This is a genomic window from Prescottella defluvii (assembly GCF_000738775.1).
Taxonomy (GTDB): Bacteria; Actinomycetota; Actinomycetes; order Mycobacteriales; family Mycobacteriaceae; genus Prescottella; species Prescottella defluvii.
In genome coordinates this window covers 1-13,364 of sequence record NZ_JPOC01000038.1, presented here as the reverse complement: position 1 = coordinate 13,364, position 13,364 = coordinate 1, and the positions used below count along the sequence as shown (strand labels likewise).

The 13,364-nt window shown below is 70.0% G+C and carries 15 protein-coding genes and 1 tRNA gene; 11 read left to right on the top strand and 5 right to left on the bottom strand.

What is annotated here, in order from left to right; all coding sequences use genetic code 11:
• Window positions 1–24 precede the first annotated feature (24 nt).
• Together IJ15_RS0114720 and dcm are read right to left on the bottom strand one after the other, a co-directional pair.
• Complete coding sequence (locus tag IJ15_RS0114720; RefSeq protein ID WP_031939108.1) at window positions 25–429, bottom strand: very short patch repair endonuclease; 405 nt, start codon at window positions 427–429, stop codon at window positions 25–27.
• Window positions 430–451: 22 nt separating this feature from the next.
• Window positions 452–1,615, bottom strand: coding sequence for a DNA cytosine methyltransferase (gene dcm / locus IJ15_RS0114715; protein WP_031939107.1), 1,164 nt, complete (start codon window positions 1,613–1,615; stop codon window positions 452–454).
• A 136-nt stretch (window positions 1,616–1,751) separates the two neighbouring features.
• Between dcm and IJ15_RS0114710 the strand changes: the two genes are divergently transcribed.
• On the top strand, window positions 1,752–2,660 hold the full coding sequence (locus IJ15_RS0114710) for a helix-turn-helix domain-containing GNAT family N-acetyltransferase (RefSeq protein ID WP_031939106.1): 909 nt from the start codon (window positions 1,752–1,754) through the stop codon (window positions 2,658–2,660).
• A 31-nt stretch (window positions 2,661–2,691) separates the two neighbouring features.
• Here the strand turns inward: IJ15_RS0114710 and IJ15_RS0114705 are convergent, their stop codons facing one another.
• Window positions 2,692–5,187, bottom strand: a complete 2,496-nt coding sequence (locus IJ15_RS0114705) for an ATP-dependent Clp protease ATP-binding subunit (RefSeq protein WP_031939105.1) — start codon at window positions 5,185–5,187, stop codon at window positions 2,692–2,694.
• A 163-nt stretch (window positions 5,188–5,350) separates the two neighbouring features.
• On the opposite strand from IJ15_RS0114705, the gene IJ15_RS0114700 reads away from it, so the two are divergent.
• The 3 genes from IJ15_RS0114700 (at window position 5,351) to IJ15_RS0114690 (ending at window position 7,740) form a co-directional block, all read left to right on the top strand.
• Window positions 5,351–6,412, top strand: coding sequence for a hypothetical protein (locus IJ15_RS0114700; RefSeq protein WP_051918914.1), 1,062 nt, complete (start codon window positions 5,351–5,353; stop codon window positions 6,410–6,412).
• 68 nt (window positions 6,413–6,480) lie between these two features.
• A complete protein-coding gene (locus tag IJ15_RS0114695; protein WP_081880742.1) occupies window positions 6,481–7,092 on the top strand; it encodes a putative glycolipid-binding domain-containing protein in 612 nt (203 codons plus the stop codon).
• Between the two features lie 51 nt (window positions 7,093–7,143).
• A complete protein-coding gene (locus tag IJ15_RS0114690) occupies window positions 7,144–7,740 on the top strand; it encodes a CueP family metal-binding protein (protein ID WP_031939102.1) in 597 nt (198 codons plus the stop codon).
• Window positions 7,741–7,755: 15 nt separating this feature from the next.
• Here IJ15_RS0114690 and IJ15_RS0114685 read toward each other — a convergent pair whose 3' ends face one another.
• Window positions 7,756–9,102 (bottom strand): amidase, encoded by a 1,347-nt coding sequence (locus IJ15_RS0114685; RefSeq protein WP_031939101.1) that lies wholly within the window; start codon window positions 9,100–9,102, stop codon window positions 7,756–7,758.
• The gene (locus tag IJ15_RS0114680) at window positions 9,099–10,064 is read right to left on the bottom strand and encodes a prephenate dehydrogenase (protein WP_031939100.1); all 966 of its coding nucleotides are present in this window, start codon (window positions 10,062–10,064) and stop codon (window positions 9,099–9,101) included. The genes IJ15_RS0114685 and IJ15_RS0114680 overlap by 4 nt, the downstream gene beginning before the upstream one ends.
• Window positions 10,065–10,113: 49 nt before the next feature.
• Here IJ15_RS0114680 and IJ15_RS0114675 point away from each other — a divergent pair, with 49 nt between their 5' ends.
• The 7 genes from IJ15_RS0114675 to IJ15_RS0114645 form a co-directional block, all read left to right on the top strand.
• Window positions 10,114–10,656, top strand: a complete 543-nt coding sequence (locus IJ15_RS0114675) for a tRNA adenosine deaminase-associated protein (RefSeq protein WP_031939099.1) — start codon at window positions 10,114–10,116, stop codon at window positions 10,654–10,656.
• Between the two features lie 16 nt (window positions 10,657–10,672).
• Complete coding sequence (locus IJ15_RS0114670; protein WP_031939098.1) at window positions 10,673–11,131, top strand: nucleoside deaminase; 459 nt, start codon at window positions 10,673–10,675, stop codon at window positions 11,129–11,131.
• Between the two features lie 145 nt (window positions 11,132–11,276).
• On the top strand, window positions 11,277–11,474 hold the full coding sequence (locus tag IJ15_RS0114665) for a CsbD family protein (RefSeq protein WP_031939097.1): 198 nt from the start codon (window positions 11,277–11,279) through the stop codon (window positions 11,472–11,474).
• A 51-nt stretch (window positions 11,475–11,525) separates the two neighbouring features.
• A tRNA-Ser gene (locus tag IJ15_RS0114660) sits at window positions 11,526–11,616 on the top strand.
• A 102-nt stretch (window positions 11,617–11,718) separates the two neighbouring features.
• Entirely contained in the window at window positions 11,719–12,336 is a 618-nt protein-coding gene (locus IJ15_RS0114655) for a TetR/AcrR family transcriptional regulator (protein WP_031939096.1), read from the top strand.
• A gap of 85 nt (window positions 12,337–12,421) precedes the next feature.
• Complete coding sequence (locus IJ15_RS0114650) at window positions 12,422–12,856, top strand: hypothetical protein (RefSeq protein ID WP_031939095.1); 435 nt, start codon at window positions 12,422–12,424, stop codon at window positions 12,854–12,856.
• A gap of 95 nt (window positions 12,857–12,951) precedes the next feature.
• On the top strand, window positions 12,952–13,364 hold a 413-nt coding region (locus IJ15_RS0114645), incomplete at its 3' end, for a TerD family protein (protein WP_031939094.1).

The following is a 13,364-nucleotide window of genomic DNA, read 5'->3' as shown; positions in this document are numbered from 1 at the left end:
CGCCCCAAATGATTCGAGAACGTATCAGTCCCCGGCCAACGCCGCCTGCACCCGATCTGCGGCGTTGGCCGGGTCCTCGTGCTCCCAGATCCGCACCACGGTCCACCCCGCTGCGGCGAGTCGGGCGTCGGTGTCGCGGTCGCGAATGACGTTGGCCGCCAACTTGTCCGCCCACCACTGCGCATTGTTCTTGGGTGCGGTCGCGTGCTGTGGGCAGCGGTGCCAGAAGCAGCCGTCGACGTAGACGGCGATGCGGCGGCGCGGGAACACCAGATCGGCCCGCCGGCGCAGACCGGGTAGCGGCGCGCGGTCGACGAAGAAGCGGGCCCCGCGGCGGTGCAGTTCGCGGCGCAACGCGATCTCGGGTGCGGTGTCGCGTCGACGTTGTGCCCGCATGCGGGCACTGGTCGCGGGATCGGTCGACGGCATCGACACCATTCTCGCAGCGGGCTCAGGCCACCGCTTCCGGATAGCCGCCCATCCGGTCGAGGTGGCTCTCGACGTCGTCGAGGAAACCGGGCACGAACCGCAGGCTGCCGGTGCGGGCCCGCTTGAGGAACCCGGCGGTGGCCCGCGCCGACAACAACTGGGAATGCTCGAGGAACCCGCTGAGATCCTCGTACGGATCCTGCACCGGCCAGTGCGACTCGTGGACACGGAAGGCCTGCCGGTTGCGGCCCCACGCGGCACCCGGCCACGCGTCGCCCGGCTTCAGCGGAGTCTCGTGGTCGGGGCTGTAGGGGATGCGTTCGTTGAGCCGTCCACCCGCCCACGCCGCCATCCGCACGCTCACCGCGTTCCCGACCAGACGCCAGCGGTGCCCATTGCGCACGCCCTTGACCTCGGTGGCGGGGGCGGTCCAGTCGGGGTCGAAGCCCTGCAGGCGTTCGGCGTCGATCAGGCCGGGGGTGACGATCTCCCCGGACGGCAACCGCACCGCCGGCGGTGACGCGATCCCGACGGTGGAGCCGCCCTTGAGGGTGGGCACCGCGTTGACCGCCCACCCGAGACCGCGAACGCCCTCGGTCCAGTAGAAGCCGCACGGCTGCAGCGACGGGTCGCCCACGTCGGGGGCGCCGGCGTCCTGCCCGAACAGCACCTCGCGGGGATCGTCGGTGCGCGACGCCAGCATCAGCACCCGCTGCCGACGCTGCGGCAGTCCGAACGCACGGGCGTCGACGACCCGGTACGCCCACGTGTAGCCGAGGTCCTCGAGGGCGTCGGTGATGTGCCGCATCGCGGCGCCGCGGTTGAGTTGCAGCATGAACGGCACGTTCTCGATCAGCAGCCAGCGCGGGCCCTTCTTGCGCTTGACCAGCCGGAACACCTCGTCGACCAGCCCGGATCGGGCGCCGGTGATGCCGGCGGTGCGGCCGGCCTGCGACAGGTCCTGGCACGGGAAGCCGGCCGCGACCAGTTCGGTGGCCTGCGGCAGCGACCGCAGTCGGGTGACGTCACCGTGCAGTTCGACGCCCGTGAACCGGGTTCGCAGAACCTGCTGGGCGCCGGGGTCGATCTCGCACAGCAGTTCGGTTTCCCAGCCGTGCCCACGCAACCCCAACTCCACGCCGCCGATACCGGCGAACAGCCCAACCATGTTCCCCGTCGACGTCACGGCACCCTTCCTCACGCACAGATACAGGAGCACGTTACTCGAGTCCTCCGACGTGGACGCGTCACACCGCCCACCCGCCCCGGCCGGTTTCCCCGGCACTTGGCCGAACGCGGAATCTCTGACTAAAGTCAGGTAAATGAGCGACCTTCGGGAGGACACCGCAGCGCTGCGGGCGTTCAACATGGGCATCACCGAGCAGTTGGGTGTGCTGCACGACCGCTACCTGGATCTTCGGCGCCCGTACTCGCAGGCCCGGATCCTCTGGGAGGTCGGCCACCGCACCGTCCGTGTCCGCGACCTGCGTGCGCGATTCGACCTCGATTCCGGCTACACCAGCCGGCTGCTCGCGGCTCTCGCCGACGACGGCGTCGTGCAGATCACGCCCGACCCTGCGGACGGGCGCGGGCGCCTGGTCACTCTCACCGCTGCCGGCCGCGCCGAATTCGATGCCCTCGAAAAGGCGTCGCAGGACCGGGCCGAACGGATCCTCGGCGCGTTGCCGGACCGGCGCCGCGCCGAACTGCTCGACGCGATGGGCGCCGTCACGCGTCTGCTCGACGCCGCGGCCGTCAGGATCACGGCCGCCGACCCCGACTCGGAGGCCGTCCGATTCTGCTTCGGGCGCTACTTCGCCGAAGTCGACGAGCGTCTCGAGGTGGGCTTCGACCCGTCGGCGAGCACGTCCGCCGACGGCGACGAACTGCGGCCGCCGAACGGTGCCGTCCTGGTCGCCGACCTGCGCGGCACCCCCGTCGGCTGCGGAGCGGTCAAGCTCCACGACGAGGCCGCCGAGATCAAGCGCATGTGGGTGTCCCCGGACGTGCGCGGACTCGGGCTCTCGCGCCGACTGCTCGACGACCTCGAGGCCTACGCCGCGGACCACGGTGCACGCGTGGTCCGGCTCGACACCAATGCCGCGCTCGGCGAGGCCGTCGCGCTGTACGAGCGGTCCGGGTATCGGCGCATCCCCGCTTACAACGACAACACCTACGCGACCCACTGGTTCGAGAAGGTCCTGGCGTCCACGAGGCGCTCGGCCGGGTGATCCGGCCGAGCGCCTCCGCGTCGCTGGAACCTCAGGTGTCCGACGACGCCTTCTCCGACTTGCTCGGCTCGGGGCTGGACGGAAGCGACCCCTCACCCTTGCCGGGATGCACGACGCCCAGTTCGAGACCGCCGTTCGCCGACACCCGGACGATGTCGTCGGGTTCGAGTTCGCCCGACAGGAGCAGCCCGGCGAGGCGGTTGTCGAGTTCCTTCTGGATGGTCCGGCGCAGGGGTCGTGCCCCGAACTCCGGCTGGTAGCCCTTATCGGCGAGCCAGTCGACGGCCTCCTCGGTGATGTCGAGTTCCACCTTCTGCGCGTGCAGTTGGCGACGGGTGCCGTCGAGGATGAGCTCGATGATCTGCCGCAACTCGGTCTGGTCGAGCCGGTGGAACACGATGGTCTCGTCGATCCGGTTGAGGAACTCGGGCCGGAAGTGCGAGCGCAGCCGTTCCATCAGCGTCGGGACCAGATCCTCGACGTCCTCGCCCTTCGCACCGAGGATCAGGTCGGAGCCGATGTTGCTGGTGAGGATCACGATGGTGTTCTTGAAGTCGACGGTGCGGCCCTGCGCGTCGGTGACGCGGCCGTCGTCGAGCAACTGCAGCAGCACGTTGAACACGTCCGGGTGCGCCTTCTCGACCTCGTCGAACAACACCACCGAGTACGGCTGCCGGCGCACCTTGTCGGTGAGCTGCCCGGCCTCCTCGTAGCCGACGTAGCCGGGCGGGGCGCCGACGAGCCGGGACACGGTGTGCTTCTCCTGGAACTCGCTCATGTCGAACCGGATCATCCGGTCCTCGTCGCCGAACACGGCCTCCGCCAACGCCTTCGCCGTCTCCGTCTTGCCGACACCGGTGGGCCCGAGGAACATGAACGACCCGATCGGGCGGTTCGGATCGGACAGCCCGGCCCGCGAGCGGCGCACCGCCTCGGCGACCGCGGTGACCGCCTCGGCCTGGCCGATCACCCGCTCGTGCAGAACGTCCTCGAGCTTCATCAGCCGCTCGCGTTCCTCGGACGTGAGATCGGCGACCGGGATGCCGGTCTGCCGCGACACGACGTGCGCGATGTCGAGGACGGTGACGTCGGGGGTGGCCTCGTCGGGAGCCGTCCCCAGTCGCTCCTCGGCCTCGGTGATCTGCCGCTTCAGGTCGTTGGCCCGCTCGTAGTCCTCCTGCCCCACCGCGGAGTCCTTCTCCCGCTTCAGCCGGGACAACTCCTCCTCCGCCGCTCGGGTGTCGAAATCGGGTGTGCGCGTCCGCAACCGGACGCGCGCACCCGCCTGGTCCACGAGGTCGATCGCCTTGTCCGGCATGAACCGGTCGGTGATGTAACGATCGGACAGTTCGGCGGCCGCGACGAGGGCCTCGTCGGTGTAGTGCACCTGATGGTGCGCCTCGTAGCTGTCGACGAGTCCGCGCAGGATCTCGATGGTGTCGTCGACCGACGGCTCGGCGACGAGCACCGGCTGGAAGCGGCGCTCGAGCGCGGCGTCCTTCTCGATGTGCTTGCGGTACTCGTCGATGGTGGTGGCGCCGATCGCGTGCAGTTCGCCGCGGGCCAGGGCCGGTTTGAGCAGATTGCCGGCGTCCATCGCGCCCTCGCCGCCCGCCCCGGCGCCGACGATGGTGTGCAGTTCGTCGATGAACAGCACCAACTCGTCCGAGTGCGCCTTCACCTCGTCGAGGATCTTCGTGAGCCGCTCCTCGAACTCGCCGCGATACTTGGTGCCCGCCACCAGCGAGCCGACGTCGAGTGCGACGACCCGACGGTCCGTGAGCGTCGACGGCACGTCGCCGTTGACGATGCGCTGCGCCAGACCCTCCACGATCGCCGTCTTGCCGACGCCCGGATCGCCGATCAGCACCGGATTGTTCTTGCGGCGGCGGGACAGGATCTCGATGGTCTGCTCCACCTCGTCGGCACGCCCCACCACCGGGTCGACGTTGCCGGCCCGGGCCTCGGCGGTGAGGTCGCGGCCGTACTCGTCGAGCGTCGGCGTGGAACTCGGCGGCGCCGTCGCCTTCTCGCCCTCGATGGTGGCGCCCAGCAGGGCCTTGCCCGCGGGGCTCTCGGAGTTCGCGGCGATGCCGATCAGGATGTGTTCGGGTCCGATGTAACTGCGTCCCGATTCGCTGGCCTGCTGCTGGGCCGTCCTCAGCGCGAGTTTCGCGGCGGGGCTGAGACTGGGGGAGCCGGGCTCGGTCTTGGGAGTGCCGTGCTTGTCCAGGTGCGCGGCCATCTTCGAGGCCAACTCGTCCGGATCGAGATTGATGCTGCTGAGCACGCCCCGCGTCGGATCGTTCTGCGCCGCCGCGTACAGCAGGTGTTCGGGGGTTATCTCACTGTTGCCCCACTCGGTGGCCGCGTCGCGGGCCGTGGCGATCAACTGCCGGGCCCCGTCGTTGAGGAGCCGTCCGAGATCGACGCGCTGGACCGGGGGCTGGGACGACAACCCCGATCCGAAGAACCTCGCGAAAATGTCATCGAAGGGACTGTCTGTACGACCCCAACCTTCGGTCATGTCCTATCCTCCAAATCTCTGACTACAGCTATCTGGTTCGGACTCGTCCTTACATCCTGGTGGACCACCATCAACCTTGCGGCCACCGCGGGCGAAAGTAAAGAGTCCTCCACCCGAGTTCGCGGCGCAGGCCGCCGACACCTGCCGAAAGGTTCTGTGCTGCATGGTGACCGCGTCTGCACCCGCCGAACGTTCATCCCCGACTCGCAGTGCGCGGCTGCTGCGTGACGCGCAATCCGGTGCGCTGGTCGAGGCGTTCGTCGTCATCGGAATCCTGACGATCCTGGTGACCCGCGCGTACCTGCACGCGACCGGCTACCCGCAGATCGGTGGCGCGACGCTGCACATCGCGCATTCACTGTGGGGCGGACTCGGTCTCGTCATCGCCCTGGTGGTGCTGTTCTCGTTCCTGGGGGCCCTGCCGCGGATGGTCGCGGTGGTGGCCGGGGGGATCGGCTTCGGACTGTTCCTGGACGAGGTCGGCAAATTCGTCACGAAGACCAACGACTACTTCTTCCAGCCGTCGGTCGCGATCATGTACGTCGTCGTCGTGGCGTTGCTGCTCCTCAACCGCTGGATCCAGGACGTCCGCCACCGGACCGCCGCCGAAGACCTCGTCAACGCCGCCACCACCGCCGCCGACGGACTGGGGCGCGGGCTCACACCGAACCGCCTGGCGCAGGCCCGCGGGCAGTTGCGCCGGGCCGCGGCCGACGGTGTCGATCCCGCGGCGATCGCGAGCATCGAGGACCTGCTGTCGCGGTGCGCGCCCCGGCGGACCGGGCGCCTCGACACCGTCGGAACATGGCTCCGCGAGCACGTGTCGCGGGTGGTCGACGGCCCCCGCGCGCTGTGGATCGCCGCGCTCGCGCTCGCACTGTTCTCCACCGCGGGCCTGGTCAACGCGATCGTCACACTGTCCGACGGCCTCGCGGGCGGAACCGGCACCGACATCACGACGATCGGCCAGATGTGCGGTTCGACCGTGGCCTTCGTGCTTTGCTGGATCGCGATCGCCCGGTTGCGAGGCGGTGGCATCCGGCCGGTGCGGATGCTGCGGGCGGCGGCGCTGGTGACGATCCTGCTGACGGAGGTCTTCAACTTCGTCGCGGAGGAGTTCGGGGCGCTCGTCAACGTAGCGGTCGGGTTGAGCGCCCTGGTGGTGTTCTCGCGGCGCATCGCGGTGCTCGAGCGCGCCGAGGAATACGGCGAATTGTCCGAATGACGACCCGCGCGAGGCAATCCCACCCGCGGTCCACGCCTGGACGGCCTTCGTCGCCTACCGTAGAGACCGTGAGCAACCCCGTCCCCGGCACACCCCGGTCGTCCGCGAGCGCCGCGTCGCGCTGGCCTGCCGTCCTCACATGGCGTGCGCACGACGCAACCCGCCTGGAATCGGTACGGGTGCAGTTGAGCGGAAACCGGATCAAGGCCACCGGACGTGTCGTCGGCGGCGAGTGTCCCGAGCACCCCGCGTTCAGCGCGTCCTACGACCTCGTCACCGACGAGAACGGCGTCACCCGTCGCCTGTCCCTGCACACGGCCCTGGCCGCGGGGGAGCGGCACATGTCGATCAGCCGCGACGAGGAGGGCGTCTGGATGGTCGAGACCGGCACCACGCACCTGCGGTCCGGGTTCGCCGGCGCGAAGGACGTCGACGTCGTGCTGAGTCCGTTCTTCAACACCCTGCCCATCCGACGGTTCGGCCTGCAGCACGAGTCCGAGGACATCCAGGTGCCCGTCGTGTACGTCAATCTGCCCGACCTCGCGGTGCAGGAGGCCTCGCTCACCTACAGCAGCGGCGCCGACGGCATCCACGTCCTGTCGCCGGTGTCGTCCTCGTCGATCACCGTCGACGCCGACGGCTTCGTCCTGGACTACCCGGGTCTGGCGGAGCGGATCTGAGCGACCCGTCGGATACCCCTACCCCGTAGCTGTCACGTTACTGTCGACGGCATGGCTCGTACGCGGTTCACGAAGACAGTAACGGCCCTCGCCAGTGTTCTGATGGGGGTGACGCTCCTCGCCGGATGCGCCTCGACCGACCCCGACGGGCCGTCGGCAACCGCGCCCGCGGATCTGCTCGCCGAGCACGGCCTCGACGGCCTCGACGCCCGTGAGGTGGTCACCCGGCTCGACGCCATGCCGGTCGCCGATCGTCCCGCCGATCTGATCGCGTCGGTCAAGCCGCGGACGGTCGAACTCTCCGACAGCAGCGGCGCCACGACCTCCCTGGCGCTGCCCGACGACCAGTTCTACGTCTCGATCGCGCCCTACGTCGACCGGACGCACGAGTGCTACTTCCACAGCCTCACCACGTGCCTCGGCGAGATGCCGAACGAGGACGTCCAGGTCGAGGTCGTCGACCGCGCGACCGGTGCCGTACTCGTCGACGAGGCGCTCCGCGTCAACGACAACGGCTTCTTCGGGCTGTGGCTGCCGCGTGCCGTCGACGCGACCGTCACCGTCGAGAGCGGTGGCCGCTCGACCACCTCGGAGATCTCCACGCACGACGACGACCCGACCTGCGTGACGACCCTGCAACTGGCCTGATCCGCGGCCGGGAGGTCAGCCCACCGCCAGCGCGCACGCCAGTGCCGCGGACTCGGCCGGGTGCGAACCGTGCCCGCCCGCGGTGGTGGGCAGGCCGATCAGTTGGATGCCGACCGGTGCGCCGTCGTCGATCGTGACGGGCACCGAGACCGCCGGGATGCCGAGCGCGTTGAAGGGACTGCACATGCGCAGCAACGGGGTTCGGGCCACGGCGGGATCGGTCGAGAGTGCCTGCTCCAGGGTGACGGCACGCAGCGGTGTGGTGGCGGTGATCAGTGCGTCCAGCCCCAGATCGCCGCGCAGCCGTGAGAGCGCCTGGCGGCGAAGCCGTTCCACGGTCCGCACCGCGTGCAGGTACTCGACGGCCGGGCGGTCCCGCTGCGCGGCCAGCAGCGCGGCCGTCGGCACCTGGTACCGCTCGGGCGCGGATTCGAACCACACCCGGTGGGTCTCGTAGGCCTCGGAACCGGTGATGACCGGGTACGCGGCCAGCAGTTGCGGCGTCTCGGGCAGTTCCACGTCCACCACCTCGGCGCCCGCGTCCGTCAGCGACCGGCAGGCCGCCTCGACGGCCGCCGCGATGCCGCCGTCGGCGACATCCCAGTTCTCCCCGCGCAAGCGCCCCACCCGCAGTCCCGCGACCGGGGTCCGGACGTGCGCGATGCCGGGGATCGCGCCCCACGCCAACGAGACGTCGAGGACGTCGGCGGCCAGCAGGCCCACGTGGTCGAACGTGGTCGACAGCGGGAACACGCCGCCGGTCGGCAGCGCGCCGAAGCTCGGTTTGAAACCGACCACCCCGCACAGGGCGGCGGGAGTGCGTGCGCTGCAACCGGTGTCGGTGCCCAGCGCCAGCGGGACGACGCCCTTCGCGACCAGCGCCGCCGACCCGGACGACGAACCCCCGGTGACGAGCGTCGGATCGTGGGGATGCGCGGCCGGCCCGGACACGTTGACCGCACCCGTCGGGCCGTACGCGAACTCGTGCAGGTGCGTCTTGGCGACGACGATCGCGCCGGCCTCCCGCAGTCGCGTCACGATCCGGGCGTCGGACGCCGCGGGCGGGGCGTCGGCGAGGACGGCGCTGCCGCAACGTGTCGGCATCCCGGCGACGTCGATGTTGTCCTTCACCGCGACCGCGATGCCGTGCAGCGGTCCGATCCAGTCGCCGGCGGCGATCGCGGCGTCCGCGCGGGCGGCGGCGTCGAGTGCCGCGGAGTCGTCGCGCGCGGCCACCAGGTTCGACCACGGCGTGCCGAGCAGTCCGTCGAGTGCGTCGAGCGTGGCCCGCACGTGCTCGGTGGCGGTCATCTCCCTCTTGGCGAGCAGGCCCGCGACGTCCCGCAGCGTCGGCGTGCTCACGGTCGCAGCACCCCGCCGCGGCGTCCGGCGTCGCGCATCCGTTCGAGCCAGTTCGCGGAGCCGGGTTCGATGTCGGTGATGGTCCAGCGTTCGCGGTCCTCGTAGCGCAGGCGGGCCGCGTGCCCGGACTCCACCAGGTCGGCGACCGTGCCCGCGTCGGACAGTTCGGTGCGGGCGCGGTTGAGAACGCCGAGGGTTTCGTCGAGCGCGGTGAGCAGGGCGTCCCGGTTGCCCTCGCACATCGCCCGGACCAGTCCCGGCGCGCTGCCGGCGACCCGGGTGCCGTCCCGGAACGACCCGGCGGCCAGCCCCAGCGCGAGATCGCCGCCCGCCGCCCCGGACAGCGCGAGCGCCTCCGCAAGCACGTGCGGCAGATGCGAGATGCGGGCGACGGCGGCGTCGTGTTCGACGGATTCCGCCGGCACCACCACCGAGCCGCAGTCCAGCGCCAACCGCGCCACCTGCGACCAGATCAGCGGATCGGCGCCGTCGTCGGCGCCGACCACCCACACCGCGTCGCGGAACAGGTCGGCGTCGCCGGCCTCCCAGCCGGACCGGGCCGTCCCGGCCATCGGATGCCCACCGACGAACCTGTCGCGCAGGCCGTGCCGGGCGACGGCGGCGGCCACCTCGGCCTTGACGCTGACGACGTCGGTGACCGGGCAGCCGGGGGCGTGCTCGGCGATCGCGGCGAGTGTCGCGTCGACGGCCGGCATCGGCACCGCGACCACGATCAGCGCGCGGGTCCCGGCGGCCCGGCGGAGCACGGAGATCAGGTCGGTGTCGGCGTCGAATCCGTCCGCGCGGGCGGCCTCCACCGCCCCGGCCGAGCGGTTCCAGCCCCAGCCGTCACGGCCCGCCGCCACCGCCGCGCGGAGCAGGGATCCGCCGATCAGACCCAGACCGAGAACACAGACTTCAGGTGCGGAAACGTCGTCAGTCACCGGAACAGGTTGGCACATTTGTCGGTGGACTTCTTATAGCGGCACTGCGCGGGCTACCGTTGCCCGCATGGGTGCACAGCGCGCGAACGAGAACAGCGCCTCGGCGGGCTCGATGGAGGACCTGGACGGCTTCGGCGTGGCCGTCGTCCGTGAGGAAGGCCGCTGGAAGTGCGCGCCGTTGACCGGCGGTGCGCTGACGAGCCTGCGGACGGCCGAGAAGGAACTGCTCGAACTGCGTAGCTCCGGTGCCGTGTTCGGTCTGCTCGACGTCGACGAGGAGTTCTTCGTCATCGTCCGGCCCGCGCCCACCGGCACCCGCCTGCTGATCTCCGACGCGACGGCCGCCATCGACTACGACATCGCCGCCGACGTCCTCGAGTCGCTCAACATCGAGATCCCCGACATCGACCCCGACGAGCTCGACGACGTCGAACCGTGGGAGGAGGGCGACCTCGGTGTGCTCGCGGACCTGGGCCTGCCCGACGCTGTGCTCGGGGTGATCCTCGCCGAGACCGATCTGTACCCGGACGAGCAGCTGGCGATGATCGCGCAGCGCTGCGGCTTCGAGACGGAGCTGTCGGCGGAGCTCGACAAGCTCGCTTCGCGCTGACGGCAGGCATCCCGGCGTGACCCTGCAGGACGACCAGCGGATGATCCGTGTCGCGCTCGAGGCCGCCGCCGCGGGCTCGGACGCGGACGTGCCCGTCGGCGCGGTGGTGTTCGACGCGGACGGGGTGGAACTGGCCCGCGCCGCGAACGCCCGCGAGGCCGCAGGCGATCCCACCGCACACGCCGAGATCCTGGCCCTGCGCGCGGCCGCCCGCGTGCACGGCGACGGCTGGCGGCTCGAGGGCGCGACGCTCGCGGTGACGCTGGAGCCGTGCACGATGTGCGCGGGCGCCCTGGTGCTCGCCCGCGTCGGGCGGGTGGTGTTCGGGGCGTGGGAGCCGAAGACCGGTGCGGTCGGTTCGCTGTGGGACGTGGTCCGCGACCGCCGCCTCACCCACCGTCCCGAGGTGCGCGGTGGAGTGCTCGAGGACGAGTGCGCCGGCGTTCTCGAAAAATTCTTCCGGGATCAGCGCTGACCCGTTGACCAGTGGTAACGCCGACTCTGGGGACTTTCGGGCGTTGACTTTCCCGGCAGGGTTCGGCGAATCGTGGTCTTGTGGAGGCAGGTGCTCGTGTGGCACCGGGACCGCAAGGTTCAACGCAGATTCACGGAGGTGACTCATGGGAATCGGAGACAAGGCCCAGAACAAGGCGCAGGACCTCGGCGGTAAAGCCAAGGAGGCCGCCGGCAAGGCGACCGGCGACGAGGACCTGAAGAACGAGGGCAAGGGCGACCAGGTCGAATCCGCAGTCAAGGACGCGGGTGAAAAGGTCAAGGACGCCGCCTCGACGATCAAGGACAAACTGACCGGAAAATAGGGCTGACCTGCCGATTTCGGGCTGAGCGTCGGCTCCGGTACAGTTCTCGGCGGTGGCGTGTCCGAGCGGCCGAAGGTGCAGCACTCGAAATGCTGTGTACGGTAACCCCGTACCGAGGGTTCAAATCCCTCCGCCACCGCCATAAAGCCTCCCATCTGCTTGCAGATGGGAGGCTTTTTTGTGTCCTGTTGACTCCCCTTGACTCCCCTTGACTCCCCACGCCCCTACTAATACGTTGACTTATATGGTGATCATCACGGCGGCGAAAGAACGCATCGTCAGCGTCGCCGACCGGATCTTCGACGAACGGGGGAGCGGCCACGTCACGATCCGGACGATTCTCCGCGAGTCGGAGCAGCACAACATGTCCGCGGTCAAGTACTACTTCGGGGATCGTGAGGGCCTGTTGGCGGCGGTGTTCCGCCGGCGCCGCGTCACCCTGGGCATCGCCCGGACGGAGTACCTCGACGCTGCCGCCGCCGAGGGGCGTGTCCTGGACGTACGAAACCTCGTCGAAGCGGTGGTGTATCCGATCAGGGACCACATGCGGGACGCGCCACCGCGCTCGGATTACGCCCGGTTCGCCGCACGCTTGACCCCGCGCATCGACTACAGCTCCGCCGGCGCCGTCGCCACTCTCGACGCGCCCGACCAGCGCATCGTCACCGGTCTGCGTCGGTCACTCGCGCACCTGCCGGACGCCGTCGCCGCCGACCGCATCGACACGGCCTTCAACATGATCGTCGGTGCCCTCGCCGCCTACGAGTCCCGCCGCGAGGAATCCCTCGACCACGGGCCGGCCACCCTCGACGCGCTTGCCGACACGCTCGTCGACATGGTCACGGCCGGTCTCACCGCCTGATACGCCGCTGGCTCCGACTCCCATCGACCGCTGGGCATCGGAGCCGCGCCCACCCACCAGAACGACTCGAGGAGTAGACCGCAACATGAAAGCCGATCCGACCCACGCCCGTACGGAATTCCTCGACGCCGCCGCGGCCGAGGGGCGTGACCTGGGAGTGCGGGGGCTCGTCGAGGCGGTGGTGTACCCGATCGCGGACCACGTTCGAGGTGCACTGCCGCACTCCGACTTCGCGCGGTACGCCGCACGCATGACCCCGCGCATCGACTACAACTCCGACAGTTGCGTCGCCACCCTCGACCCGGCCGATCAGCGAACCATCGCCGGGTTCCGTCAGGCCCTCGCGCACCTGCCGGGCACCGTCGCCGCCGACCGCATCGACACGGCGTTCAACATGATCGTCGGGGCGTTCGCCGTCTACGAGACCCGGAACGAGGAGTCTCTCGACCACGGGCCGGCCTCCCTCGACGCGCTCGCCGAAACCCTGGTCGACATGGTCACCGCCGGCCTGACGGCCTAGCAGCACACGGACGCCGAGATCGGCGAGCGGTTCCGCGGACCCGGTGTGTCAGCATGGGTCGCGGTCGACGGACCGTCACACGACGAACAGGAACGATGGGGAACGCGATGCTGGACGTGGTCAAGGGTTCGAAGACCGACCTGGGCGAGGACCGGTACACGGTCCGGTTGACCACGTCCGGGCAGTCGGGACTCGTCGACATCGCGGCGGTGCTGCTCGCCGACGACGGCAAGGTGCGTTCGGACGACGACTTCGTGTTCTTCAACAACCCGAAGGTCGCCGGTGTCGCTCTCACCGCGGACGACAGCGTCTCGATCGATCTGACGGCCGTGCCCGCGGACATCCATCGGGTCCTGCTCACCGCCAGCACCGAAGCCCAGGGCATCCGGTTCAGTGCGGTCGAGGGTCTCGCGGTCGAGGTGCAGGGGGCGTCGCAGCGGCTCCGCTTCACGCCGTCGAGCCTGTCGACGGAGACGGTGCTGCAGGTCGTCGCGTTGTACCGGCGGGG